This is a genomic window from Paenibacillus alginolyticus DSM 5050 = NBRC 15375 (genome assembly GCF_000422905.1).
Taxonomy (GTDB): Bacteria; Bacillota; Bacilli; order Paenibacillales; family NBRC-103111; genus Paenibacillus_E; species Paenibacillus_E alginolyticus.
Genome location: NZ_AUGY01000004.1, coordinates 53,523 through 80,467 on the forward strand (window position 1 = coordinate 53,523; position 26,945 = coordinate 80,467).

Here is a 26,945-nt window from a genome sequence, read left to right on the forward strand (position 1 = left end):
CCGTTCTTCGATTAAACAGCAACTCTAAACTGGGGGTGTGCGTGATGAATAGCGTAAAAAGAAGGTGGGTGCCCTATTTTTTTCTATCACCTTACCTGATCTTATATATTGCATTCGGATTCATTCCGATTCTATTCTCGCTTTATATTAGCTTGACGAGCTGGGACGGAATCAGTGGCAAAACGTTCGTCGGCCTGGAAAACTATAAGTTTCTGTTTAATCCTGATTCCTACTTCTTTAAGTCGGTCGGCAATACGATGCTGTTCGTCGTCTTGACACTGCCGCTGCAAATTATTTTCGGCTTAGGCATAGCTACGCTGCTGTACAGCCGATGGGTCAAGTGGAAGGGCTTCTTTCAATTGGTCAATTTTTTGCCGTACATTGTCACGCCTGTTGCGGTAGGCTTGATGTTCAATCTGCTATTCGACTGGCAAGCCGGATTTGTGAATAAGCTGCTTCTTCAACTTGGTTTAATTGACGAAGGCATTTACTGGCTCGGCGATCCATTTTACGCCCGCATGGTCATCGTGCTGATGATGTCTTGGAAAGGCTTCGGCTACACCATGATTTTTTTCTTGGCCGGGCTTGCGAACATTCCGAAGGATTTGAATGAAGCCGCTGAGGTGGACGGAGCTACCTTTCTTCAAACCTTTTGGTCGATTACGCTTCCTCTTCTCAAACCGATAACGATATTTATTGTCATTACCGGCATCATCGGTGGATTTCAATTATTGGAGGAACCGATGCTTCTGCTCGGCGGGGCTGGTATGGGTTCCAGTACAGCAGTGATCGGAGGCCCGGACCGTTGCTGTCTGACGACTGTTTGGAATATGTACGATACCGCTTACGGCAGTACAACCCGATACGGACTAGGAGCAGCAATCGCATATGGACTCTGTTTGATTATTGCTGTCTTTTCATTTATCGGCGCCAGATTTCAAAGGGGGGAGCAATCATGAGCAATTACTTGCGAACAACGGCCGCCACAACCGCTATTGCCATTATTTCTTTATTTGCTCTTCTGCCGTTTTATATCATGACGATCATGGGTACCTATCAGAATGAAGATCTATTTCAGAAAATCGTCCTGATTCCAGGCAATTATTTGCTTGAAAATTTGAAGACTGTAGCGGACAGCCGATTTGATCTCGTGTACTTAAACAGCTTGATTGTCTCGATCGCCAGCACACTGTTATCGGTTTTTGTCAGTGCCTTCGCCGGCTTTGCTTTTGCCAAGCATGAGTTTAAATATAAGCGAAAAATATTCGCCGGCGTCCTGTTGACGATGATGATTCCAGGTCAGCTCGGGCTTGTCGCCTTTGTTATCGAAATGCGCAGTCTTGGCCTTTCCGGAACACTGCTTCCGCTCATTTTGCCATGGATGGCGAATGCCTTCGGCGTTTTTTGGATGACGCAGTTTATGCGGGGCGCAGTCCCGACTGAAGTGCTAGAAAGCGCCCGGATGGATGGCTGTTCGGATATCGGTGTTTTTTTCCGGATTGTCCTTGCCTTTATTTTTCCGGCGATCACAACTTTGTCCCTGCTCGTGTTTCTATGGTCATGGAACAATTATTTACTGCCGCTCATTATGATTAACAAGCCTGAGTTGTTCACGATACCTCTAGGGATTAATTCGCTTGGAACCGCTTACCGCACCGATTTGGCCGCACAAATTTTGGGTCTGACCATCGGCACGTTTCCGGTATTGATCCTGTTCGCAGTCGGTTCCAAAAGCTTCATTCGAGGTCTAACCGCCGGTTCGGTTAAAGGCTAAAATTCACTGATCAAGAAGGAGCAAAACGTCATGAGCAAATCGATAAAACTTAAAGCTTTGCAGTTAGGCGTTTGTTATTATCCTGAGCATTGGCAGGAATCCCTATGGGAGGATGATTTCCGCAGAATGCGGGAATTGCATATGTCTGTCATTCGCGTTGCGGAGTTTGCATGGTCCATTTTTGAGCCGGAGGAAGACGTGTTCCGATTTGATTTCTTTGATCGGGTATTGGATTTGGCGAACAAGTACAATTTGCAGGTCATCATGGGAACACCTACAGCAACACCGCCTGCTTGGCTTACACAGCGTTATCCGGAAGTGCTTAACGTATCCCAAGAGGGAATCATATATACGCACGGCGCACGGCGGCATTATAACTACAGCAGTCCGAAGTACAGGGAGCTTTGCGCCCGTATTACACGGAAAATGGCTGAGCATTACAAAGATCATCCGGCCGTCGTCGGCTGGCAGATTGATAATGAATTAAACTGTGAGATAAATGTGTTCTACGCCGAAGCGGATCACCAAGCTTTCCGAGAATGGTTGAAGGCCAAATACGGCAGTTTAACCCAGTTGAATAAGGCCTGGGGTGCCGTTTTCTGGAATCAGACCTATTCGGCATGGGAACAGGTGCATCTGACGCGTCCGACGGTATCCGAAAGCCCGAATCCGCATCAGGCGCTGGATGAAAAGAGATTTATTTCGGATAATACGATTTCCTTCGCCAAGCTTCAAGCGGACATTATTCGTGAAGAAGCGCCGGATCATTGGATTACAACAAATGGCATGTTCGGACATCTGGACAGCCATGAGCTGACCGATCAAATGCTGGACTTTTTCTCCTATGATTCTTATCCGCAATTTTCAACAATTTTTCCGGGCACCGAGGAGAATCCTTTGCTGGACCGGGCATGGAGCCTGAATCTGAGCAGCTCCCGTTCCGTATCACCGAATTTCTGTGTAATGGAACAGCAGTCGGGTCCGGGTGGCTGGGTCAATCGCATGGAGATGGCTTCCCCCCGACCTGGGCAGATGCGCTTATGGACTTATCAGTCGATTCTGCACGGCGCGGACATGCTGCTTTATTTTCGCTGGCGTACCGCAACCATCGGAACAGAAATTTATTGGCATGGTATTAATGATTACCATAATAGGCCGAATCGGAGAATCCAAGAAGCGGGACAGGTTGGCCAAGAACTTGCCGCCATTGGTGAAGTGATTGCCGGAACGAAATATCAAGCCGAAGTTGCCATCTTACGCGACTATGACAATCTGTGGGACGGCGAGTTTGATAAGTGGCATGGACCTTTAACTGGGATGAGTGAGCGCGGATGGTTCAAGCAGCTACAACATCTGCATATTCCAGTGGATGTTCTCTATTTGCGCAGCGATTCAACAGTGGAGGAATTGCTAGTTTATCAAACGTTGATTTATCCGCACCCGGCAATCATGACTAAGGAGACGGCGGAACTTCTGACCGGGTTTGCTGAGCAGGGCGGAAAGATCATTTTCGGTGCGCGCACGGGCTATAAAAATAAGCACGGGCACTGTCTGATGAGTCCTTTACCAGGTCCGGCAGCAGGCTTATGCGGGATTACAGTCGAAGACTTCACCCTAATCAAAGGAACGGTTCCTGCGGCTCGTCTGAAATGGACAGATTCGTCCGAGGCGACGGTATTGAGGACGGAGGCGTTTAACGATATTTTAAAGGTGGAGGATCCGGACGTCGAGATCGTTGCGGTATACGCATCAGAATATTATGAAGGCAAGCCTGTCTTGACAAAACGCAATGTCGGTTTAGGTGAAGCCTGGTATTACGGTGCGGCCTTTAGTGAACCGGTCGTCGAAGAGCTTATTCGTTATCTTGGTTTGAAATCCCCTGTTGAACAATGGTTGGTGCTTCCGGCCCAAGTCGAGCTCGGCATCCGTTCTTCGGAATATACCGATTATATATTCCTATTGAATTACGGGAATAAATCGGAGGAGATTCAACTCAATCAGGAGACAAAGGAATTGCTGAGTGGCGAAATGCTGAATCAGTCGGTTCAGCTCCCCCCTTACGGAGTGAAGATACTGATAAAAAAGAAGTGTGGGGTTGCACAGTAGGTGTTCAATGGATGCAGTACCACACAATCCCTTTACATTGTATCTGGGGTAAAATTGCCCTGACATCTAAACACCTTATCTGAAAATCGTGTGATACGATTTTTGAGATAGGGTGTTTGTTTCATTCGGCTTCCTCAATAAACACTGACACCATTGCATCCAATCTTACCCTCAAAATAAAAGTAAAGGCTCCAAGAAAACATGGTCGTGGTTGGGCGGTTTGGCTGGAGTTTGGCGGGGAAGAGAGGACGCAGCGGGAGATTTCGAAGGAGCTGGAGATTTCGCGGTCGTATGTGTCGCGGATTGAGAAAAGGGCGCTCATGAAGCTTTATCATGAGTTTTATGGGCGAGGAAACGATTAAAGCATTAGATGATGTCTCGTTAGATATTGATCAGGGAGAGTTCGTGGCCATCATGGGGCCGTCAGGTTCCAGCAAATCAACGCTGATGAACATCATCAGGTGTTTGGATGTTGCAGATAAAGGTATCTATGACCTGGATGGTCAAGGAATAAACGTGCTTAAGGATTCTGGCCTTGCTGAGATTCGTAATCAGAAGATTGGTTTTGTTTTTCACATTTTAAAGAGATTAAATGCACAAGGTCGGACAATTGTTTTGATTACGCATGACTTATTGATTGCGCAGCAGGCGAAGCGGATTGTTAGATTTCGGGATGGGCGGTTGAATGAAGTTGGATAGACGGATATAAGACCTGGACTCCTTAATAAGGAGTCCAGGTTTGTTTTATTTTTTTGCGAAGATGAACGTTCGGACACACCATTTTTGGTGATACCATACCATATTTATTTGTCCACGGGTGGAGGACGCAGCCCAAGCGGGGGCTTTGCTATGAGATATGGAACGACACCGCTTGCTTGCGGAATTCGCTAGGTGTGACACCGGAAAACTTCTTAAACATTCTGTTGAACGAATTCATATTTTGATAACCCGCCTTGCGGGCTACATCCTGAATGCGGGAACCCGGTTGGAGCAGCATTTCCTTCGCTTTACGGATCCGCAGATTGTTCAAATAATCGATGAAGTTGATCCCGGTCTTGTCCTTGAAATAAGTGGACAGGTAGCCGCTCGAAATATTAAGCTTATCCGCAACGAGCTCCAGTGTAATATCGCCGCTGTAATTATTTTCTAAATATTCCATCGCGAAAGCGGTAATTGGATCAGATTCTTCCTTCTTCCGTTTGACCAGCTCCAACGCTGAAGTAAGGAACTCGACTAAGTATGAAGCAAGCTGCTCGTAGGTATGGCAGTCGATGATCTGCTCCCGAAGTCGAGCTTGATCCCCCAGATGGGTGTAATCTGCCTGCAATGCGGTCAGCGTTTTGAGCGTTTTATGAATGATTTCATCGGCAAAATGATAGAACTGAAGAGACGTTACCGCTCTCTTGTTCATTTGAGCCAGGAACCTGTTCACGATCTGGAGTGTTTCGGTTTCATTGCCGGCCTGCAGATTGATGGCGAATTCGTGCTCCTGCTGCTGCGTCAGGAACATTGTTACTAGATCTAGTGCCTGATAGCAGTCAATAATTTGCGTTTCGTCGTTCAAACAGCGCCTTTTACTAAGATGGAGCGCTTCGTCATAAGCTTCGGTCATCTGCGCAGCACTAGAGTAGAAGGAGCTGACCGCCATAGTCACATAGACCTCTTCCTTATTTAAATCAAAGATCTGTTTCATTTGGAAGAGCAGGTCTTTTAAGGCCGGATAGTCGGTTTCTTCCATGAAGGCGAAGCTCAGAATCCTGGTCGATTCGATCTGGAAGGTAACCGATTCCGGATATTGTTTCTTGAATTCGAAATCGATCAATTCTTTCTTGTTGTAAGACCAATTTTGCTCGACTCTTGTTTGGTCCTGGCTACGTTTCTTATAGGTCAATTCAAAGATGACGATCACGTACGGCCTGTCGATGAAATCCATCTCGAGGTTGCTGCGGATTTTCTTAACGCTGCTCATGTAGGCAAAGCTTTGCAGCTGTGAATTTTTGCGGCTTAAATCCTCGTGGATAAGCTTGATCTGACTGCCGAGTTGATTGAATTCATTAATGCGGCTTTGAACCGGTATTAACGGGTTGTACTGCTTAAACGAAGCGACCATCCGACGAATCGGTTGATTGAAGCCGAAGCTGAACAACAGTGACGCCATGATACTGATCCCGAGCGTAACAATCAGCAGAGAGATGAGGGATACGTTTAATTTTACCTGGGAGGCAATAAAAGCGTCGGGAATGACGTTCACGTAAATAAGTCCAGAAACAGCACCTTTGCAGTAAAAATAATAATAGTTGTCCTTCTTGGTGTATACCTTCGAATAGTCGTAGGTCGGCGGCGCTCCTAACTTCTCATCGGTTGATGAGGTGAACAACTGCTTACCGTCGGCGTCTAGAATAAAGAAATTATCGTTGATGGACAAATGAAAGGCTCGGAACATTTTCTGCATATCGAGAAAAGCAGCCATATAGAAGTCTTGGGACCAATTGTTTTTTACTAAAACGGGGAAGGCCTGGCCTAAGGAATTGTAATCATTTTTAAAGGGAATGTCGTAAAAATTAGAAGGAGCATAAACGCGGAAATTCGTACTATTTTGGAATTGTGCTTGCCAGAACGCAAGCGGATACTCCTTGCTGGAGTAAAATTTATTGAAGAACGTTCTGTCAGAGGTCATGGAGTTTTTGTCCAGCACAAGCGAAGGTTTTCTGTAATAAAGGATCAGGTTATCCAAATACAGAAGCGAGTTCATCGTAATTTGACGAATGTCCTGCATGGTTTTGGCGGCGATCTCATAATTGATGGTGCTACCATTGAAATACATGAGCTGCACATTCTCATTAAAATATAAATTGAGTAGTTGGTTCTTAATCAGCTCGAATTCCTTTTCGTAGTTATCTGTTGTCGACTTCAAGTTCGAGGTGTTGTAATTGATGATCTCGTCCCGAACTTTATTCTTGGAGAACGTTAAGGAGAAATAATTGAAGGAAACGAGGATGACGACAACGATGAGGAAGCTGGCGAACAGCCTGATAAACAAGGAATTTGCAGTTGCTCGGAGCTTGAGATTCGAGAGCAGCATGGACAAGGCACCTTCCTTTTATGAAGCTGATTACAACATTTACAAATAAATTATAACTGATAACGAGGTGTTTGGGAATCTAACAAATAATTGTGGTCATCTACCACTTTTTCGAATCCTTCACTGTTTTGCAGATTTATGAAATAGGGTGAAGAAGATGAAATAGCGGGGATAGGCAGCCAGCGTACAGCCGTATACAATCAAGGCACAGCACCAACACCTGTGAGAGGGGGAATACGATGCTGCGGGTAGTTATCATTGGGGCAGGGAAAATCGCAGGCAGTCATTTAAAAGCAATTGAGCAGATGAACCGTCTGCGTGCAATCGCCATCGCCGATGTGCAGGAAGCCAGAGCACTTGAAACGGCAAGCCGTTATGGACTTGTTGCATACACCGACTATAGAAAGATGCTCGAGCAAGAGAGAGCGGATATTGCGATTGTTGCACTGCCGCATTTTCTTCATAAGCAGGCTGCGTTCGATTGCGCTGACGTAGGCTGCCATATCTTAATGGAAAAGCCGATGGCGCTTAACGTCGCCGAATGCGACGAAATGATTGCCGCTGCCGAGAGAAACTGTGTTCAACTGATGGTCGGCTTAACCCAACATTATTTTCGTGAGAACAAGATGGCCAAGCAAATCATAGAGCGAGGTGATCTAGGCAAGCTGATCATGATAAACGATACAAGACACCAGCATTATTTTATGGACACCAGACCGGATTGGTTTCTGTCTAAAGAGAAGGCCGGGGGCGGTATCATAACGAATCTAGGCGCGCATTCGGTGGACAAAATCCAGTGGTTACTGGACAGCCGAATTCATACCGTCAGGGCGAAGCTTACTCATTACGCGGACCGTGGGGACGTCGAAGGAAGCGGCTGCATCTACGCGATGACGGATGCTGGAATTCCAGCTACGATCGTGCAATCCGGCTATAAGGGAGTTCCAATAAATGATACCCATCTGATATTTACGGAAGGCATGCTGAAGCTCGTTACCGGCAGGGGCATATGGATTAGTGATAACGGCAGCTATCGTGAGGTGCCGCTACCTGAATCGGCAAACCCTTACATCCTGCAGCTGCAGGAGTTCATCGACGCTATCGACGGGGCTCGGCCGCTGGAATGTTCAGGCGAATATGCCAGAACGGTTAACGAAGTACTGGAAGGCATTTACCGTTCCCATACAACTGGGAAGGAAGAGGTTGTGTAAGCCAATTTTGATACGAGGTGATTGAAATGTCGAAAATCCGATTTGCCATCGTTGGAGCGGGAGTGATCTCGCCTTTTCATGCCAGAGCTATCTCCCATCATCCGGAAGCGGAGCTTGTTGCTATATCTGATGTAGTAACCGATAAGGCACGCTCTATGGCAGACGAGTATGGAATACACAATGTTTATACCCAGTATGAGGAAATGCTCAAGCGGGACGATATTGACGTTGTTTCCGTCTGTGTACCAAGCGGCATGCATGCTGAAGTGGCCCTAGCGGCGGCTCGAGCAGGCAAAAACATCCTCTGTGAGAAGCCTCTGGACATTACCTCTGACAAAATGTCGCAGATGATCGCTGCCGTCCGCGAGAACAACGTAAAGCTCGGCTGCGTCTTTCAGCGGCGCGTGATGCCGTCGGTCATTGCGGCGCGTCAAGCGATTGCAGACGGTAAGCTTGGCAAGCTGGTGCTGGGTGACGCCTATCTGAAATATTATAGAAGCCCGGAATATTACATGAGTGCTGGCTGGCGCGGTACATGGCAATGGGACGGCGGCGGCGCATTGATGAATCAAGGGGTGCACGGCGTTGACGTCATCCAATATTTGATGGGCGGTGTTGATTCCGTATTCGCTTATGCGGCGCCTCTCCTTCGCGATATTGAAGTTGAGGATACAGCAGTAGCGGTCCTGAAGTACAAGAATGGGGCCTTCGGTGTGATCCAGGGTACGACTTCGGTCTATCCGAACCAGGAGACACGCTTTGAACTGCATGGAGCGAAGGGGACGATCATTGTAGCCGACAGCGGCATCAAGCAGTGGAAGATGCTAGACTCCGACGAAGAGGCGCCGCAGGTGGGGGCGCTTTCCACCGTGAGCTCGACGAAGCCCGAGGATATGTTATCGGACGGTCATTATATTTTTGTAGACGATATCTTACATGCAGTGAAGGAAAACAAGGAACCCATGGTGAACGGTGAGGAAGCGAGAAAATCAGTTGATCTGATCTTGGCGATTTACGAATCAGCGAGAACGGGCAAAGAAGTGCACTTGAACTAATGGAAGGAGTGTTCTAGGTGGAACCGTTGTTGAAAATTGGCATGATTGGGCTAGATACTTCGCATGTCTCCGCTTTTGCGAAGCTGCTGAATGATAAGACGCAGGAATACCATGTGCCGGGAGGGCGAATTGTCGTCGCTTACCCTGGGGGCTCGCCGGATTTTGAGTTGAGTTGGTCGCGTCTGCCTGGCTTCCGGAAGGAACTTGAAGACAATTACAGCGTGAGCATCGCCGCCTCCCCGGAGGAGGTAGCTGACCAATGCGATGCAGTGCTGCTGCTGTCCGTGGACGGTCGCGTGCATTTGCAGCAGCTCAGGGCTATCGCTCCTTTCCGTAAACCGGTGTTCGTCGATAAGCCATTTGCGGTGCGTTGGGAGGATGCTCGTGATATGGCCACGCTGGGTAAGGAATACGGCTTCTCAATGATGAGCTGCTCTGCGCTACGGTATTCGGAGGCGCTGACTGAAGCGCTCCAGGATGAGGAGCAAGGCGCCGTGATCGGGGCTGATTATTACGGGCCGCTGGACATCCAGCCGACTCAACCGGGCTTCTTCTGGTATGGCATTCATACTGCAGAAATGCTTTTCCGCACGATGGGCACTGGCTGCCATTACGTGAAAACAACGACGAATGAGGATCACGATCAGGTGGTGGGCGTGTGGGCAGACGGCCGAGTCGGAACGATTCGCGGCAATCGCCGGGGGAATAAGACGTTTGGCGGATTGATACATCGTGAAAAAAATACGCAGTTCGTGAACACGAGCGCTTTCGCCAAGCCTTATTACGCCAGCCTGCTCGAGCGCGTAATGGCAATGTTTGCGAGTGGCAAGCCCGATATTGAAATAGGAGAAACGATAGAAATCATTCGTTTCCTAGAGGCTGCCAATGAGAGCCGTGAGACGGGAATGACGGTGAGGCTATGAGCCGTTTTCGCTTAGGGATTTTGACGGATGAGGTGTCTCAAGATTTGCGGGAAGCAATCGCATTCGCTCAGCAATTTGGGCTTCAGGCTCTGGAGCTTCGATCCGTAGATAACAGGCTGCTGCATCAAATGGAGGAAGAGGCGATCTAAGGCATTCGGTTGATGGTCGATCAGAGCGGGCTATCCATATGCGGCTTGTCAGCGCCGATTTTCAAATGCGAGTTGGACCAGAAGGAAGAGGTGGCAAGCCATATCGCTATCGCGCAGCGGTACATAGCCATTGCACAGCGATTAAACGTATCGCTCATTCGCGGATTCAGTTTCTGGGCAAGAGCTGCGTTCGAGGAGGCGCTGCCGAGGATTGTCTCGCAGATTAAGCGGATAGCTCCCTATTTTGAGCAGGCGGGTATTACGTTTGTGCTGGAGTTCGATCCCAGCGTCTACGCAAGTAACGCCCGCAAGGTCGCACGCATCGTTGATGAGGTCGCCTCACCTTGGGTGAAAGCACTTTACGATCCAGGTAACGATATGTGGAATCCCGACGGCGAGCTTCCATTTCCGGACGGCTATAATTATTTGCAGGGCCGCATTCGTCATATTCATTTGAAAGATGCGGTCAAGACCGATGCTGGAATTGAGGCGGTGGCCATTGGAAGCGGGCGCGTCGACTATAGAGGGCTTTTTCAAAGGCTGTTGGATAATGGATATGATGATTATCTCGTGGTGGAAACCCACTATAGGCTTCACACAGCATTGACCGAGGAACAGTTGAAGCGCCCAATGGGCGCATCGTTCTCGGACGGCGGTAAGGAAGCATCCGAGCAGTGCGTACGCAGTCTAAAGGATTTGCTTCGAGAGCTCGGTGCTTAGCTTAGGAAACTTGAATCGAGGAGGTAGAAGATAATGAAGCTGCAGGATCAGCCGGTTTTATCAAAGGTTGTGAATGATTTGGAAGTTCAAGTTTATTCCAATCGCCAGTCGCTGGGAGCAGCGGCTGCATCGCATACGGCGGCAGCCATCAAGAAGCTGCTTGAAGAACAAGCAGACCTGGTCATGGTGTTCGCAGCGGCTCCTTCACAGAATGAATTTCTAGAAACACTCATTCGTGAGGAAGGGATCGAATGGCAGCACATTACCGCCTTTCATATGGATGAGTACATCGGGCTTCCGCTTGACGCGCCGCAATCGTTCAGCAGCTTTCTGACGGAGCGATTATTCTCCAAAGTGCCGTTCGCCGCCGTGCACAGGATCGACAGCGCCAATGACATTGAAGCGGAATGCGCCAGGTATGAAGCGCTGCTTAAGGCCAAACCAGTCGATATCGTATGCCTCGGCATCGGTGAGAACGGGCATTTCGCATTTAACGATCCTTCTGTCGCCGATTTCAATGACAAGGTTTTGGTCAAGCCAGTGGAGCTCGATGAAGCCTGCCGCAGGCAGCAGGTCAATGACGGCTGCTTCACTGAGCTGAAGAACGTTCCTACCCACGCGCTAACGCTGACGATTCCAGCGCTCACTGCCGGCAAACACCTTTTCTGCATGGTGCCCGGACCGACCAAGCGCGAGGCTGTGCGCAGAACACTGAACGATCCCGTAACGACAGCTTGCCCGGCCTCGATCCTACGTTTTCATCCGTCGTGTACACTATATGTTGATACGGACTCCTATTGGGAGGTGCCAGACGAAAGAGGGGATGAGCATGGAGTCGGTTAACGTTTCCATTGAACCTGAAGTGGAAGTGCCTCTAAGTGTGCCGTCGAACAAGCGGTCTGCCTTCCTCAAGCAGTTGAATCGCAGCAAGTACTTGCTAATCCTATTCCTGCCTTGTTTCATCTATTATGTGCTGTTCAAGTACTTGCCCATGTTCGGCCTGGTCATCTCTTTCAAGGATTACAACCTATTCAAGGGCGTATGGGAAAGTAATTGGGTCGGCCTCAAGTATTACAAGATGTTCTTCGAAAGCCCAGATTTCCTGAAGCTTTTCCGCAATACATTCCTGCTTGGCGTATCCAATCTACTTTTCGGCTTCCCAGTGCCGATCATCCTTGCGCTCTGCCTCAATGAAGTCAAAAACCTGTTCTTTAAACGATTTGTTCAGACCGTTAGCTACCTCCCGCATTTTATCTCCAATGTCGTCGTCATCGGGATGGTTGTCATGTTCTTGTCCCCTACGACAGGTATCGTTGCCCACTTCGTCAAGCTGCTCGGCTGGCAGCCTATCAACCTCCTTGTTCAGCCAGATTGGTTTCGGCCGATTTATGTGCTTGCAGACATCTGGCAGCACGCCGGTTGGGGCTCGATCATCTATCTGGCGGCGCTTACGGGCATCGACCCGCAGCTGTATGAGGCGGCGGCCATTGACGGAGCGAGTCGCTGGAAGCAGCTTTGGAATGTAACGATACCAGGCATTATGCCGGCGATGGTGATCATGCTGATTCTGAGTACCGGTCACATCATCGACATCGGCTTCGAAAAAGTGTTCCTGTTGATGAATCCGGCGACCTATGACACTGGTGATATTTTCAGCACCTTCGTATACCGGATGGGGCTTACGCTCGGCAATTACAGCTACGGCACCGCTGTTGATTTGTTTACCGGTATCATCAGCCTAATCTTCATTTACACAGCAAACTATATCGGACGCAAGGTCAGCGAAACGAGTTTATGGTAAAAAGGAGGATGCCTAGTGAAGCCTAAATGGTCTTTGTCTCGTCTTCTGATCGGCTTATTCCTATTGGCCGTCGCAGTTGCCACGCTTTATCCTTTTCTGTATATGATTTCTGTGTCCCTTAGCAGCGATGTGCATGTGATTAAAAATGAAATCAGTTTGCTGCCTAAAGGCTTGAATTTCAACGCGTATCAGGTGGTATTGCACGATGACCGAATATGGACCTCTTACCGCAATACGATCCTGTATGTCGCTGTAGGGGCGCCTCTTTCCCTGCTCATCACGGCTGCGGGCGCGTATGCGCTATCGAAGAAAGAGATGATGTTTCACAAGCCGTTAACACTGATGATCGTGTTCACGATGTTTTTCAACGGTGGTATGATTCCCACTTTCCTCGTCGTTAAGAGCTTAGGCCTCGTCGACTCATTCTGGTCCATGATCTTGCCCTCAGCTATCAGCACATGGAACCTAATCATCATGCGCACCTTCTTTCTGGGTCTCCCCAAGGAGCTGGAGGAATCCGGCAAGCTGGATGGGTTGACTGAGATCGGTATCTTCACCCGCATCGTACTGCCGCTGTCCACGGCTTCACTTGCCACAATCGGTCTCTTTTATGCGGTAGGCATCTGGAATAACTTCTATTCTGCACTGCTGTATCTTCGCAACGACCAGCTCTATCCGCTGCAGGTAGTACTCCGCAATATTGTCATGGCTTCGCAGATGGTCTTGAATGGCGGAAGCAACGTCGGTGACAACCAGGTGCTCGATGAGCCGCTTAAGTATGCTACGATCATTGTATCCACAGTTCCTATTCTCTTAATTTATCCATTTCTCCAGAAGTATTTTGTCAAGGGAGCTCTTATCGGATCGGTAAAAGGTTAGTCAAATATACCAATGAAAAGGGAGATTGATTGCTATGAGAAAAACCCTGAATTGGGCGCTCACCGCAGCGCTGACTGTAGCTGTTGTTTCGGGCTGCTCCAACCAAACGGGTGGAGCGGTTACACCATCCAAAGACGTTGCCGCTCCTGCCGAAAAGACTACGACCGCACCGCTGAAAGAGAATACGTTCACATTCCTCGATTACTCCAACGCCAGTTGGCCGTATAACAAAGATTGGCCGGTCTGGAAGTACATCAAAGAGAAAACGGGTGTCACCCTGAACGTCTCGTTTCCGCCGGACGCGCTGCTGGACAATGCCTTGAATTTGACCGTTGCTTCGGGGAATATGCCAGATCTGCTGTATACGCAAAGCAAGAAGACGGCAGATAAATTCGGCCAACAGGGTGCTCTAGTCAATATTCTCGATCACATCAACGAAATGCCGAATCTGAAAAAATGGATGGTACAATTCCCGGCCGATACGCAGAACGCAATCTCCGCTGATGGCAAAATGTACGTGTTTCCGAACCACGGTATCGGGGAAACGAACCGCATGAACTGGATGTACCGGGAGGATGTGTTTAAAAAGAACGGGTTAAAAACGCCTGCCAACTGGGATGAGCTGTACACCGTACTTAAGACGTTGAAGCAGGCGTATCCGGACAGCTATCCGATGGCATGGCGACAAGGGCTTCTGTATTTGCGCAACTTTGCACCAGCCTTCAGCACCGGCAGTGACGACAGCGCCAACGACGTCTACTTCGATTCTGACAAGAAGGAATGGCGCTACGGACCCATCGAGGATAACTTTAAGAAGATGATTACGTACTTGAATAAATTTTACAAAGAAGGCTTAATACCGCCAGATTTCCTGACGATCGACACGAAACAATGGCAGGATCTAATGTCTACTGATCGCTCCTTCGTGACAGCGGACTACATCAGCCGGGTTGATTTCTACAACTTGCCAATGCGCAAGCAGAACCCGTCGTACAATTTGCTGTTTATGCCTACTCCGGCAGGCTGGCCGGGAGGTCCGCAGAAGAATGCCTATACCCAGTTCTTGGAAAACGGTCTCATGGTGACGTCGACCTCTAAGAATATTAAAGACATCATGCACTTTATGGATTTCTTTTATACCAAGGAAGGGCTCGATCTTGTCAGCTGGGGCAAGCAAGGCGAAACGTACAGCGAAGAGAACGGCAAAAAGAAATTCATAGGCAACTACGCCGACGTGTCCGATATGCGCAAGAAAACTGGTCTCTCGACGGATGGCACGTACACTTGGTTCGACTATGACGCCCATTTGTCGTTGTCATCTCCAGAGCTGCAGGATGCTTACAAGCAAGCTGTCAACTACGACAGCCAGCAGCAGCCTCGTCCTGCTTTGACTCAACAGGAGCTTGAGGTCATTTCCACGACAGGTCAGACGCTGCTGAAAACCCGCGATCAGGCCTTGGCTAAATTCATTACCGGGCAGCGAGATTTAAACGAATGGAACAGCTACGTTGATGAACTGAAGAAAATTGGCGTCGACAAGGTCGTTAACGTTTACAAAGCAGCGTACGACCGCTCTCAGGTTGCCAAGAAATAAGGGCGAAAGCCGACCCAGCGCTTCCGCGCTGGGTCGGCTTTCGGAGCATAGGAAAGGAGCCGGATTGGCGTGGAAAACGAACAAATATGGGCGGCGAAACCATTCGGGCATTAGATGATATTACGTTAGATATCTCACAAGGCGAATTTGTCGCTATTATGGGGCCGTCTGGCTCTGGTAAGTCCACACTCATGAACATTATTGGGTGTCTGGACGTTTCGGATGAAGGGTTATATGTTCTGGATGGGAAACAGATTGATTCCCTTAAGGATTCACAATTGGCGGAGATTCGGAATCGGTAGATTTACTAAATCGCAGAAAGCATTTCCCTTGCGAGCTATCCGGCGGGCAGCAGCAGCGTGTTGCTATTGCGCGAACACTGGCAGGAGATCCGTCGATTATATTGGCAGATGAGCCGACTGGAGCGCTGGATTCCAAGACCGGTGGAAATTATGGATATTTTCAGGCGGTTGAATGGGCAGGGCAAGACGATTATTGTGATTACGCATGATCGGCAGGTAGCCGAGCAGGCGAAGCGGATTGTACAGTTTTGGGATGGACGACTGAGAGGATAAATGGAAAATGAAGACCGGTATTCCGAAAGGGGTATCGGTTTTTGATTAATTGAATGCAAAGTAGGTGTGGGAGAGGGCGAACTTTGTTACTTTACCTGAGCTAACGAAAACTACGGTGGTCAACATGGTCTTTCATGTGGCAGAAAAACGATTCCCGTAGCGCATTGTCCCAGCAGTTTCCTCGTCTAGGCATGGATTGACCTAGACCCTTTTGCTTTAAAAGTTCTTGATATTTGGGACTCGCGTAATAACTCCCTTGATCCGAATGGATAAATGCATCCTTGTGCAGCTTAAGCCTTCTTTGCTTTACGAGTGCGTCAATTGTGTCAGTTGCAATGTCCAATGTGAGGCGGTTGGACAGGTTATAGGAGAGGATTCCTCCCGTTGAAGCATCTAGAATGGTCGACAAATAAGCCGTCTCGGAGCTGCCATATGGGAGGTAGGTAAGGTTGGTGAGTAAGGCAAGCCCAGGATCACCTTTTCTAAAATCCCGCTCTAAGCTGTTGGGAAGCGTTCGATGTTATTGTGGTTCTCTTTCGTATTATTAGGTTAGCCAGAAATATCTGGTTGGCCTTTTTTTAGGTTCGGTATAAGATGGCGGTAGCCGGGAGAACGAGCAGCTCTTAGGGGGAAAACCCCGTCACAAAAACTGTTCTCCCACTGCCACCCAATAACCATGTTTGAGCTGGTAGAGACCTAGATCTCGTATCACAAGCGAAGCTATGGCACTGGAGCTATCGTGGGAATGCCGGCGAAATTTAAAGGAATGGTGAAATGGAACCTGTTGTAGGATTAGATGTGTCTAAAGGAACAAGCATAACGCAAGCATTCACCGCGCGAAACGAAACGGTTGGAAAATCGAGATGTATCACCCATACAGAGGAAGGATTTGAGGAGTTTGGAGTATGGCTTGGAGATCTACGTCAGAAAACGGGAAGAGAACCGGTGGTGGTACTAGAAGCAACGGGGCATTATCATCGGGGACTCGTAGCGTACATGGAACGAAGTGGGTTCCGCTACATGGTAATTAACCCGCTACAATCTAAACGGGCAAAAGGCATACAATTGCGAAAGGGAAAAACAGATGCCGCTGATGCATGGCACTTAGCAGAGATGTACTACCGTGGCGATGTAAAGCCTCATCGTAAAGGGGACGAACAGCTTCTAGAGCTACAGCATCTCACAAGACAGCACGAGTTTGTAACAGCAATGTACGTGCAGGCTAAGCTGAATATGCGGGCGTTGCTTGACCAAGTGTTTCCTGCCTACGAAGGTGTGTTTTATGATCTGTATTCCCAAACAGCAATGCGCTTTTTGCAGGAATATTTAAGTGGTGTGGTGATCACAGAGGAAATAATTCGGGAAACCGTACAAAGGTCACACGGTCAAATCTGGATCCGGGAGAAGCTGGCACAACTTCAGAGCATTGCCCCAAGCAAAGGACGAAGCCCGGCACAAACGATAGCTTTGCAAAGTATGTTAGGCTTGTTGCTTGCATTCCAAGAGCAACTGGAGCATTTGGAGCAGCAGATTGAGGTAACGGTCGCGGTGATCCCAGAAGTGGCCCTTCTTAAAACGATCCCAGGCGTAGGTGATAAATTGGCTGCCGCACTGGTCGCCGAGATCGGTGATGCTACTCAGTTTGGGCATGCCAAACACCTCGTCGCTTACGCAGGACTCGACCCTAGTGTATTTAGTTCAGGAAAGTTTACGGCTTCAAGCAGTAAGATCACTAAACGGGGTTCTAAGCGTTTAAGGCGTGCGTTATATATAGCAGTGCAATGTGGTTTGCGCAAAGGAAAAAATGAGCGGATCAAGGCCTATTATGACAAGAAAAAGAAAGAGGGCAAGCCATACAAGGTGGCCGGGATCGCTTGCGCCAACAAGCTTCTCCATCACGTCTATGCCATCCTTACCCGAGGCGAGCCCTATCGCACATAACCAAAAAATCCCATAAACGTCCACGCTAATGGAGGTTTATTTGTCATTTCAATAAACATTATAACAAGAATTGTTTTAGGTACCAAGACAGAGATGCTTGACAAACATTAGCTGGTTTTTGTGTTTATGCAAGCTTATTCTCGTACACTCGCCAAAGGCTGGAAATGAGAGTAGACCAATCATCTCGCTCATGGGTTTCGAAAAAGGACCAAGTGTAAAGTTTATTTTCTTCACCTGATATCAATTACTTCAATTTAAACTTAGCTGTTACTTGCAGCAATTGAACTGAAATATGGGATAGTGAAGTGGTGGATGCACTCATTTCTTCCATTGCGGTGAGTTGGTCCATGGAGATGGATGCCACTTGCTGTGTGTTTTCGAATGACTGTCTAGAAAGTTCTGCCATTTCCGTAACCGAAGCGGACACTTCTTCACCGCTGGCATGCATTTGCTCAGAAGCAGCGGCTACCTCTTGAATCTGTTCGGACAAATGTTCTGCCGACAGTACGATCTGTCCGAAGTTGGCCCCTGCTTCTTGTATAGAACGGCTTCCCTCATGGATTTCATTGATGCCTAATGTCATCATGCTTACGGCTTGCTCGGAATCCGATTGAATCGCATGAATCAGTTCGGAAATTTGGGAAGCTGATTGGTTGGATTGTTCCGCTAATTTCTTGACTTCGTTCGCTACAACAGCAAAGCCTCTTCCATATTCGCCGGCCCTAGCAGCCTCAATGGAAGCATTGAGCGCGAGTAGACTGGTTTGAGAGGCGATATCACGAATAATCGTAACAATCCCTCCGATTTCAGTCGATCGTTCGTTTAAACGGTTTAACTGTACAGCGCTTTGTTCAACCGACTTGTTTAAAGCGTTCATTTTATGGATGGCTTGCTGAATCTTAGCGTTACCTTGTTCTGCTTGGCGTGTTGTTTCGACTGCAAGCTCCGATACTTGTCCTGATGTTTCGGCAATACGCTGAATCCCATGGGACATATCCTCCATGGCTCTGCTTGTTTGTTCGGAACTTTGCATTTGATGTTCAGCTCGGGCTGCGACTTCCTGCATAGAGACGGATACTTGATTGGCCGCAAGCGATGTTTCTGCTGATCCTGCGGTCAACTGCTGAGAAGAAACGGCTACCTGTACGGAAGCATCCTGAATATGATTTACGATTTCTCCAAAGTTTCGAATCAAGGTCTGAAGAGAATGGACTAAATCCCCGATTTCATCCCGATTTTTGATGTTCGGCACTTGGATGCTCAAGTCGCCCGCAGCAGCTTGTTCCATGGCTTTGGAAACCAATCGAACCGGTTTGGAAATATGGATGGAAAGAAGGAAGGCAAGGCCCATGGCCACCAATGCTGCAATTAATACGTACACGATAGAAGAAATGACGTTGCTTATATATAGCTTATCAGCTTCATTACTTGCGTTCTGAGCTCCATCATGATTCATTTTCACTAGCTTAACCATATCTTGCTTCATGCTTGTGAATAGTTGTTGAGATTCTTGAATCAGTTTAATAATTGGAGGACCGTCTTTGCCGGCGCCCTTGATGATATCTGCTTTTGTTGCGTACTGTACCATTTGAGTGTGAAGAGAGATATAGTCGCTCCAGGCTGTCTTGACCTTTACTAATAGGTCCAATTCCTCAGGGGAGTTGCTCCTTTTTTCATAGAGCTCGAATTCTTGATCGATTTTTTTAATGGTTTGACTGATTTCTTCGTTGATGAAGTCGGAAGTGGAAGTATCTGCTTCAATCATGTTTTGAAATTCAAGAGCTAATACGTGTTCAGTCAAATAATTGATATGATTGATGATTTCAACGCCGCTCATCCAGTTGCCTGTGATGTTCTTTGTTTTTTGGTTGATGTTTTTTAATCCAGAAGTCGTGAACCAGGCAAGAACACACATCATAATCAGGATAATAGTGAAGCTTGCATACAATTTTCTTCCGACGGTTACAGAAATCGATGGAATCCGTTTCTTCATCGTATAGGTAGCTCCTTTTCTTCTCAGCACGATACACTGTTCACTATATATGAACAATGTTTGCTATGTATGAATTCATTGGGATTTTAGCATTGATTTCCAGAAAATGCAATAAAGAAAAAAGCGGCGTTCCGAAAACTCGGAGCGCCGCTTTTATTAAAAGGAGTATACGAAGAAACGAAAGACTTTATTTTCCTCGATAGCCCAATTGAGCAGAAATTTCTTTGGTGGTGGCCACAGCTTGCTGGATCAATGTATCCAGTACAGGAAGGACGCGGTCGGTCGGTCCGATAATACTGATGGAAGCATTCACCGCTCCGCTTGCTTCAAATATCGGCGCTGCGATGCCGGTTACTCCAACGTTACGCCGGTTAGAGCTGACTTCAAATCCTCGCTGCTGTATGGACTTTAGGAGTTCTTTTATTTCCTCAGGCTCTTTTAAGGAATAGGGCGTGTAGGTTCGTATTTCACCTAACAAAATGTCTTCAATAAATGTATGGTCTTGAAAGGCGAGAATCGCCCTAGAAGCCGATGTTGCATAGAGGGGGAATCGTCGATAGGCTTCAACGTTAAAACGGATGGGGTGCTGAGAGTCTTCTATTTTATCTACATAGATAGCATCCCGCTCATCTCGAACACAGAGACATACAAGTTCTTCGGTTGTCTTAGCAAGCTTTTGCAGAAAGGGTTTGGAGAAGTCCGTCAAATTATGATTTCGGAGAACCTTGTTTCCTAGCTCTAAAAGGGTATATCCTAAGGAGTACTGTTTGTTCGCTGGATTTTGCTTAATAAAACCTTCGCTCTCCAGCGTCATAAGCAGTTTGTGTACGGCGCCTTTAGAAAGCCCGAGCTGTCGACTCAACTCGCTGACGCCCATTTCCTTATGGGAATCCAGGAACGTTTTTAACAGTCTGCTGCTGTTTTTAACGGATGAAAGGTGATTTTCCATTCTAATTTCATGCTCCTTATTGGACGAGGCCAAGTGACAGATTTGGTTGATAGTTTACCATAAACGCGTATTTTTTCCTAGATGTAGTGCAAGAGAGCACGGTGACAGCTAAATTAAATGGACCTAAAATAAATAATTGCATAATTCGACGAAGTCATGGTAAAATTTTTATAATATTCACATATAGTAAACGTTGTTCACGCATAGTGAACGATTTAAACGAAAAAGGGAGGATTTATATGAAAACATGGGGAACAATTCTATCTATTACAGCATTATCGGGTGCTCTGCTTTCAGGATGCGCATCAAGTACCGATAAACCGGCCGGGGGTGCTGCTACGCCTGCGGATAAAGCTCCTGCAAAAACGGCGGCAGTGTTAGTTCCAGAGAAACAACTTGTTGTAGCAGGTAATGGTTCTACGGTAGAACAACTAATGAAGGATGAAATTTTCAAAAAGTTCAATCAAAAATATCCCGACGTGAAACTGACCTATGTTTCTGGGGTTTCTACTGAAATAGTGGCTAAAGTCAAAGCGCAAAAAGCATCACCTCAAATCGACGTCACTGTGATTGAAGGCGGTGAGCAGGAGGGAGGCCGTGTAGAAGGTCTCTGGGAGCCACTATCTGATCAGTCGATACCTAATATGAAAAAAGTCAATGCTGATCTTAAGGTGAAAGATAATAGCGGTGTGGCCGTTAACTATACACCCATGGGGATTTCCTACAATGCTGAGATTGTAAAAGCCAAAGGCTTGCCGATTCCGACGTCGTGGAATGACTTGGCGAAGCCTGAAATGAAGGGCAATCTTACTATAGCTGAGATTTCTAGTAACTTTGGCCGTTCTGCACTCATCATGCTCGCTTACGCAAATGGCGGTTCGGAGAACAGCATGGACCCAGGTTTTGAAAAGTTCAAAACGATGGCAGGCTATATGCCTACTTTTGCGAAAAGCTCCGCTCAACTGCAGCAGGATCTGCAAAATAAGACCGCGGCTTATACCACTTGGACGCAAGCAAGAAGCTTGGTTCAAAAAGATGCTGGACTGAATCTAGAATTCGTAGTTCCAAAGGAAGGCACGAACCTTGTTCCTAACGTTGCAACAATCGTGAAGGGCGCCAAAGATCCTAACGCAGCTCAACTGTTCATCGATTTCCTCTTGTCTGATGAAGTACAAGTCTTATACGGTCAGAAACTCTACTACAATCCTGCCGTGCCGGTTACTCTTCCGAAAGATATTGCCGACAAGTTGAACTTTGATCGCAGCAAGGTTGTGAAACTTGATCTAGAAGCTGTTGGTAAAAACACATCGCAGTGGCTTGACCGTTTCAACAAAGAAGTAGCTCCTAAAGTCGGAAAATAGGTGAGGCTCGTGAAGAACAATATGGATGTAGAACTGATTAACATACAAAAGAAATTTGGTCCGAACATAGTTGTCGACAATTTCAATCTGCAAATCGAGCAAGGAGAGTGCGTCTCCTTCCTCGGCCCTTCTGGGTGCGGCAAGACGACGACGCTCAATATGATTGCCGGCTTTCTGGAGCCTGATCAAGGTGATTTGATCATTAAAGGCAAGCGGATGAATGGTGTGCCTTCCAACAAGCGCGATTTGGGAATGGTTTTTCAAACGTATTCGCTTTTTCCGCACATGACGATATTTGAGAATGTCGCATACGGTCTGAAGCTCCGCAAAGTGTCAAAGGAAGATATCCTGAAGCGGGTCAGCAAGGTGCTCGAGCTTGTGAAACTGCCAAATGTAGCCGACCGCTATCCCAAGCAGTTGTCCGGTGGACAGAGGCAGCGGATTGCGATAGCTAGGGCGCTTGTAACGGAGCCTACTTTATTGCTGCTCGACGAGCCGCTTAGCAATCTGGATGCCAAGCTTCGGGAAGAGCTTCGGGATGAGATGAAACGGCTTCAGCAGGAGATTGGGGTCACAACCATCTTTGTTACTCACGATCAAGAAGAGGCGCTCTATTTATCCAATCGTATTGTCGTTCTTGATCATGGTAAAGTGGAACAAATTGGGAAGCCGTGGGACATCTACAATCGCCCCGCATCGGAGTTCGTGCATACGTTTATCGGGAAATCAAACCGAATGACGGGAATTGTGGCGCAGGTACAAAAGCAAGGCCTTTCGCTTAAGTCTGATGCCGGATTTTCGTTAACAGCCATGCATCGGGATCAGGTTTTCACAGAGGGGGAGCAGGTGTCTATTTATGTTCGCCCTGAGAAAATCAATCTTTGTATTCAGGAACAAGAGGCGATAGGCACCAACGTTGTGAAAGGAGTTGTGAAACTGACTTCTTTCTTGGGGGCCTACACGGAATGTGAAGTTGAAATTGGACATGTCAGCGTGACGGTTCGCATCCAGAGCGCCCAGCAACAGCTTTCACATGGACAGACGGTATTTCTAGAGTGGAAACCAGAGGATGTATTCGTCTTTCCAGGAAAGGGGAACACCCGATGAGCGAGGATCGTAGACGTAAGTTGCGAACCGCCGCTTTCTTGTTGGCGCCTGCGATCGCGGTGCTGCTTGGCGTATTTTTACTGCCGATGTTTTACATTCTGCTAATTAGTTTTCAAAACAGTGACGAGCAATTCTCATTTGAGAATTACTTATTGTTCATCCATGACCCTTATTATGTCCAAATCCTGTGGAGGACGATCAAGTTAAGTCTGCTTACCGTGATCACTTGCTTTGTTTTAGGTTATCCGGTGGCGATGTACATGGCCAAGGCGACAAGCAGAATGCGCGGAATCATTACATTCTTAATTATTGCTCCGCATCTCGTAAGCGTCGTTATTCGAAACTTCGGTTGGGTGATTATGCTCGGGGAAAAGGGGCTTATTAATAATACGTTGCTCAAAATAGGTCTGATCGACAAGCCATTGAAGCTTATGTATAACGAACTTGGTGTCATTATTGGTTTGACAGATTCTTTAATCGTGTACATGATCCTGGCAATCGCGACAAGCTTGTATCAAATTGACGGCTCTTTGTACAAAGCGGCGAATATTCTTGGCGCAAGCAGGATCCGTACTTTCTTCAGTGTGGATGTGCCATTAACGCTCCCAGGTATGCTTGCAGGATCAACGCTCGTGTTCAGCTTATCGATGAGCTCGTTCGTCACGCCAGCCTTAATGGGGGGAACCTCCGTGAAGGTGCTTCCGGTTATTGCCTATGAGAAAATTATGACACAACTGAATTGGCAGTTGGGTGCGGCGATATCGTTTCTATTGCTGATCTCGACAGTCGCTTTGGTGACTTTGTTTACTCGGTTGGTCGAAACCAAACGTTATAAAGAGGTGTTCTCCTCATGACTCGAAAAATTTCGCCACTGGGCATCATTACATTTATCGTTGTGCTGTTTGTGATCTCACCGCTTTTGGTGGTCATTCCGACCTCTTTCACTTCGGTTAAATATCTTTCATTTCCTCCGGTCGGCTTTTCTTTTCAATGGTATACGAAAATATTTGACCGCCCCGAGTTCGTGGATTCGTTCATCTTCAGTCTCGAGCTTGCTGCTCTGACAGCGATCATTTCTACGATAATCGGCACACTGGCGGGACTTGCTTTGCACAAGTACAAATTCCGCGGCAGTGGTTTCATGAACGGGCTGCTGCTGTCGCCTTTGACGGTCCCGGCCCTTATTATTGGGATTGCGATATTGTTGTTTTTCACTCGGATCGGGATTGCCGGCACTTTTCTTGGACTTCTGCTGGCGCATGTTCTGATCTCCATTCCTTATGTGGTGAGACTTGTGCTGACAGGGCTCAGCTCTTTTGATTATACGCTGGAGCGGGCTGCATACATTATGGGGGCCAAACCTTTCCATGTGTTTCGGGACATTACGCTGCCCCTATTGAAACCGGCCATTATGTCGGGCATGATCTTTGCTTTTCTGACTTCGTTCGATAATGTAACCGTGTCACTGTTCATGGTATCCCCATCGACGACGACGCTCCCACTAGCTATTTTTAGTCATATGCAGGAGTCATTAGATCCTTTGGTTGCTTCGATTTCATCGGTCGTTATTTTGTTAAGTCTTGTATTTATCATCATTTTGGAACGCGTATATGGTTTGGACCGCTTGTTCGGATCCAATTCGCAATCCCACTAACTGGAGCCTTACATCATGTCATTATCTATCACAGAACGAATACAATCCTATCTGCCGGAACTGTTGAAGCTGCTTCAGGAAAGCGTGGATATGGACTCACCATCCCGAAGCAAAGAGCAGAACGACTTGATGGCGGACTGGTATGCTCAGCAATTTACGCACATTACCGGTGGAACGGTAGAACGCATTTCACATCCCACTGCAGGAGATCGTCTTCTGTGTCATGTGGGCAGCGGTCCTAAACAAATCTTACTGCTTGGCCACTATGACACGGTTTGGCCGCTTGGCGAAGCCAAACGGCGGCCTTTCCGTATAGAAAACGGCAAGGCTTACGGGCCTGGCGTCTATGATATGAAGGCTGGCTTACTGCAGGCTATGTTTGCAATCAAGGTACTGCAGGATATGGGTCGTTTGCCGGAGGATAAGCAGGTTTGTATGTTGTTTAACAGCGATGAGGAAATCGGCAGTCCAACTTCCAGAGAGCTCATCGAAGACGTCGCTCGGCAATCTGCGGCCGTCTTCGTTCTTGAACCGCCTATGGAGCCGAACGGTGCGCTCAAAACATCCCGTAAAGGAAGCGGACGCTATAAACTGACTGTTAAAGGAATATCCGCCCATGCCGGTGTCAATCCGCAAATGGGAGTTTCCGCCATAGAGGAACTGGCGTTCCAAATTCAACGGCTACATGAATGGACGGACTATTCTCTAGGTACGACCGTCAATGTGGGCCTTGTTCAAGGAGGCATCGGAAGCAATGTTGTGGCGGAGCATGCGGAGGCAGAGATCGATGTTCGCGTTGCAACAATTGAGGAAGCAAGGCGACTTGAAGCTCAATTCGCTGCGCTTAAGGCGAATCATCCGGATGCCGAACTGATGGCTATCGGGTGTATGACCCGACCTCCTATGGAACGGACTGCGTCCATAGCTTCACTATACGAACTTGCCCGTGAACTAGCTTATACCGAATTTGCTATAGCACTCGAAGAAACTGCGACCGGAGGCGTCAGCGACGGTAATTTCACGGCGGCTGCGGGTACGCCGACCCTAGACGGTCTAGGTGCGCGAGGCGATCATGCGCATTCTCCGCTCGAGTACGTTCAAATTGATGAAATCCCATTTCGAACGGCTCTCTTAGCGAGGTTGATTGAGAATTGTTGATGGAGTTGCCATAATTGGAATGAACGCAATTGGCTTCATAAGGGAAGGACCTTATGGAGCCAATTATTTTTCGTTCCTTGTATTTTGGATACAACCCAATCTTGCGATAAGAATCGGGATGATCTTTCCAGAGTAATTGGAATGGTCATCCAGTATGTATAGTCGGGATTACTTTTGGTAAGCTAGAGAACGGAAATATAACGCAACTCGATTTATTTGAGGACGTGACGAAGTTGCGTCAACTCGATCGTATCATGGATAGCATAAAGGACTGTTATGGAAATACGGCAATAACTCGAGCTTCTAGTCTGACGAAAGCCGGTCTAGCAGCAGACAGGGCTGGTAAAATTGGTGGCCAAGCCCTCGGCAAATGCGTAATGCTCGCTGCATGTTCACAATGGGTGAAGTGAAATAGGCATCAATAGTAACAATAGTTTAATTTCGATAGGGCTGCCAAGAGGTAACTCTTTGTTCCGGTAGCGGGCATTTGTAGAATGAATTTACGTTGCTTCGTGTTCACAATCCCAAAAAATTCGATAACACAGTGGAAGATTTGGAGGATTTGATCTCGATCGGCACCATTGGTCTGATCAAAGCAATCGAGTCGTTTTCGCCGAACAAAGGGACCAAGCTCGCGACGTTCGCTGCTCGCTGTATTGAGAACGAGATCCTTATGCATCTGCGTTCATTGAAGAAAATACGCAAGGATGTGTCCTTGCATGATCCCATCGGAACGGACAAAGAGGGGAATGAAATTACTTTGATCGACATCCTCGGCACGGAAGCCGATGACGTCGTGGATAAGGTGCAGCTTAAGATAGAGAAGAGTAAAATATATCGGAACTTGGAAATCTTGGACGATCGCGAGAAGGAAGTTGTCGTTGGCCGGTTTGGTCTGGGACTTGGCGGGGAA

Annotated in this window: 22 protein-coding genes and 4 pseudogenes; 22 read left to right on the forward strand and 4 right to left on the reverse strand. The window is 47.6% G+C overall.

All coding sequences use genetic code 11. The features are described 5' to 3' along the window. The first annotated feature begins 44 nt into the window (after positions 1-44). The 5 genes and pseudogenes from G519_RS0102255 (at position 45) to G519_RS41415 (ending at position 4,579) form a co-directional block, all read left to right on the forward strand. A complete protein-coding gene (locus tag G519_RS0102255) occupies positions 45-959 on the forward strand; it encodes a carbohydrate ABC transporter permease (protein ID WP_029193288.1) in 915 nt (304 codons plus the stop codon). Next, the gene (locus G519_RS0102260; protein WP_036631850.1) at positions 956-1,774 is read left to right on the forward strand and encodes a carbohydrate ABC transporter permease; all 819 of its coding nucleotides are present in this window, start codon (positions 956-958) and stop codon (positions 1,772-1,774) included. Before G519_RS0102255 ends, G519_RS0102260 begins: the two co-directional genes overlap by 4 nt. A 30-nt stretch (positions 1,775-1,804) precedes the next feature. Then, positions 1,805-3,880 carry a beta-galactosidase gene (locus tag G519_RS0102265; RefSeq protein WP_029193290.1) on the forward strand — a complete coding sequence of 692 codons (2,076 nt, stop codon included), beginning with the start codon at positions 1,805-1,807 and terminating at the stop codon, positions 3,878-3,880. Positions 3,881-4,072: 192 nt separating this feature from the next. Further along, positions 4,073-4,242 (forward strand): annotated as a pseudogene (locus G519_RS49845) (sigma factor-like helix-turn-helix DNA-binding protein); the annotation flags it as partial. Next, positions 4,214-4,579, forward strand: coding sequence for an ATP-binding cassette domain-containing protein (locus G519_RS41415; protein ID WP_029193291.1), 366 nt, complete (start codon positions 4,214-4,216; stop codon positions 4,577-4,579). The pseudogene G519_RS49845 and the gene G519_RS41415, both read left to right, overlap by 29 nt. A 148-nt stretch (positions 4,580-4,727) precedes the next feature. On the opposite strand, the gene G519_RS0102275 is transcribed toward G519_RS41415, so the two are convergent. After that, positions 4,728-6,962: a helix-turn-helix domain-containing protein gene (locus G519_RS0102275; protein WP_029193292.1), complete on the reverse strand. Its 2,235-nt coding sequence runs from the start codon at positions 6,960-6,962 to the stop codon at positions 4,728-4,730. Positions 6,963-7,201: 239 nt separating this feature from the next. Here G519_RS0102275 and G519_RS0102280 point away from each other — a divergent pair, with 239 nt between their 5' ends. The 10 genes and pseudogenes from G519_RS0102280 to G519_RS41420 all read left to right on the forward strand — a co-directional run bounded on the left by G519_RS0102280 (position 7,202) and on the right by G519_RS41420 (position 15,869). Continuing rightward, positions 7,202-8,173, forward strand: a complete 972-nt coding sequence (locus G519_RS0102280) for a Gfo/Idh/MocA family protein (RefSeq protein WP_029193293.1) — start codon at positions 7,202-7,204, stop codon at positions 8,171-8,173. A gap of 26 nt (positions 8,174-8,199) precedes the next feature. Further along, positions 8,200-9,228 carry a Gfo/Idh/MocA family protein gene (locus tag G519_RS0102285; protein ID WP_036631853.1) on the forward strand — a complete coding sequence of 343 codons (1,029 nt, stop codon included), beginning with the start codon at positions 8,200-8,202 and terminating at the stop codon, positions 9,226-9,228. 17 nt (positions 9,229-9,245) lie between these two features. Beyond that, positions 9,246-10,151 (forward strand): Gfo/Idh/MocA family oxidoreductase, encoded by a 906-nt coding sequence (locus G519_RS0102290; RefSeq protein ID WP_029193295.1) that lies wholly within the window; start codon positions 9,246-9,248, stop codon positions 10,149-10,151. After that, on the forward strand, positions 10,148-10,300 hold the full coding sequence (locus G519_RS49850; protein WP_154669528.1) for a hypothetical protein: 153 nt from the start codon (positions 10,148-10,150) through the stop codon (positions 10,298-10,300). The genes G519_RS0102290 and G519_RS49850 overlap by 4 nt, the downstream gene beginning before the upstream one ends. Positions 10,301-10,312: 12 nt before the next feature. Further along, positions 10,313-11,020: a sugar phosphate isomerase/epimerase family protein gene (locus G519_RS0102300; protein ID WP_029193296.1), complete on the forward strand. Its 708-nt coding sequence runs from the start codon at positions 10,313-10,315 to the stop codon at positions 11,018-11,020. Positions 11,021-11,053: 33 nt separating this feature from the next. Further along, the gene (locus tag G519_RS0102305) at positions 11,054-11,863 is read left to right on the forward strand and encodes a glucosamine-6-phosphate deaminase (protein ID WP_029193297.1); all 810 of its coding nucleotides are present in this window, start codon (positions 11,054-11,056) and stop codon (positions 11,861-11,863) included. After that, a complete protein-coding gene (locus G519_RS0102310; protein WP_084159980.1) occupies positions 11,850-12,821 on the forward strand; it encodes an ABC transporter permease in 972 nt (323 codons plus the stop codon). Before G519_RS0102305 ends, G519_RS0102310 begins: the two co-directional genes overlap by 14 nt. Positions 12,822-12,836: 15 nt before the next feature. After that, the gene (locus G519_RS0102315; RefSeq protein ID WP_029193299.1) at positions 12,837-13,700 is read left to right on the forward strand and encodes a carbohydrate ABC transporter permease; all 864 of its coding nucleotides are present in this window, start codon (positions 12,837-12,839) and stop codon (positions 13,698-13,700) included. A 34-nt stretch (positions 13,701-13,734) separates the two neighbouring features. Then, entirely contained in the window at positions 13,735-15,294 is a 1,560-nt protein-coding gene (locus tag G519_RS0102320) for an extracellular solute-binding protein (protein WP_029193300.1), read from the forward strand. 86 nt (positions 15,295-15,380) lie between these two features. Beyond that, a pseudogene (locus tag G519_RS41420) lies at positions 15,381-15,869 on the forward strand (ABC transporter ATP-binding protein). A gap of 100 nt (positions 15,870-15,969) precedes the next feature. Here the strand turns inward: G519_RS41420 and G519_RS48650 are convergent. After that, a pseudogene (locus G519_RS48650) lies at positions 15,970-16,311 on the reverse strand (DDE-type integrase/transposase/recombinase); the annotation flags it as partial. A gap of 332 nt (positions 16,312-16,643) precedes the next feature. Here G519_RS48650 and G519_RS0102340 point away from each other — a divergent pair. Next, a complete protein-coding gene (locus G519_RS0102340) occupies positions 16,644-17,810 on the forward strand; it encodes an IS110 family RNA-guided transposase (protein WP_029193303.1) in 1,167 nt (388 codons plus the stop codon). 244 nt (positions 17,811-18,054) lie between these two features. Here the strand turns inward: G519_RS0102340 and G519_RS0102345 are convergent, their stop codons facing one another. Both G519_RS0102345 and G519_RS0102350 read right to left on the reverse strand, forming a co-directional pair. After that, the gene (locus tag G519_RS0102345) at positions 18,055-19,803 is read right to left on the reverse strand and encodes a methyl-accepting chemotaxis protein (protein WP_029193304.1); all 1,749 of its coding nucleotides are present in this window, start codon (positions 19,801-19,803) and stop codon (positions 18,055-18,057) included. A 187-nt stretch (positions 19,804-19,990) separates the two neighbouring features. Further along, positions 19,991-20,752: an IclR family transcriptional regulator gene (locus G519_RS0102350; RefSeq protein WP_029193305.1), complete on the reverse strand. Its 762-nt coding sequence runs from the start codon at positions 20,750-20,752 to the stop codon at positions 19,991-19,993. 239 nt (positions 20,753-20,991) lie between these two features. On the opposite strand from G519_RS0102350, the gene G519_RS0102355 reads away from it, so the two are divergent. The 6 genes and pseudogenes from G519_RS0102355 to G519_RS41430 all read left to right on the forward strand — a co-directional run. Next, the gene (locus G519_RS0102355) at positions 20,992-22,113 is read left to right on the forward strand and encodes an ABC transporter substrate-binding protein (RefSeq protein ID WP_029193306.1); all 1,122 of its coding nucleotides are present in this window, start codon (positions 20,992-20,994) and stop codon (positions 22,111-22,113) included. A 9-nt stretch (positions 22,114-22,122) separates the two neighbouring features. After that, positions 22,123-23,220: an ABC transporter ATP-binding protein gene (locus G519_RS0102360; protein WP_029193307.1), complete on the forward strand. Its 1,098-nt coding sequence runs from the start codon at positions 22,123-22,125 to the stop codon at positions 23,218-23,220. After that, a complete protein-coding gene (locus G519_RS0102365; RefSeq protein WP_051253012.1) occupies positions 23,217-24,074 on the forward strand; it encodes an ABC transporter permease in 858 nt (285 codons plus the stop codon). Before G519_RS0102360 ends, G519_RS0102365 begins: the two co-directional genes overlap by 4 nt. Beyond that, positions 24,071-24,874, forward strand: coding sequence for an ABC transporter permease (locus tag G519_RS0102370; RefSeq protein WP_029193309.1), 804 nt, complete (start codon positions 24,071-24,073; stop codon positions 24,872-24,874). Before G519_RS0102365 ends, G519_RS0102370 begins: the two co-directional genes overlap by 4 nt. A gap of 15 nt (positions 24,875-24,889) precedes the next feature. Next, positions 24,890-26,032 (forward strand): M20 family metallopeptidase, encoded by a 1,143-nt coding sequence (locus G519_RS0102375; protein ID WP_036631855.1) that lies wholly within the window; start codon positions 24,890-24,892, stop codon positions 26,030-26,032. Positions 26,033-26,540: 508 nt separating this feature from the next. Continuing rightward, positions 26,541-26,945, forward strand: a pseudogene (locus G519_RS41430) (sigma-70 family RNA polymerase sigma factor); the annotation flags it as partial.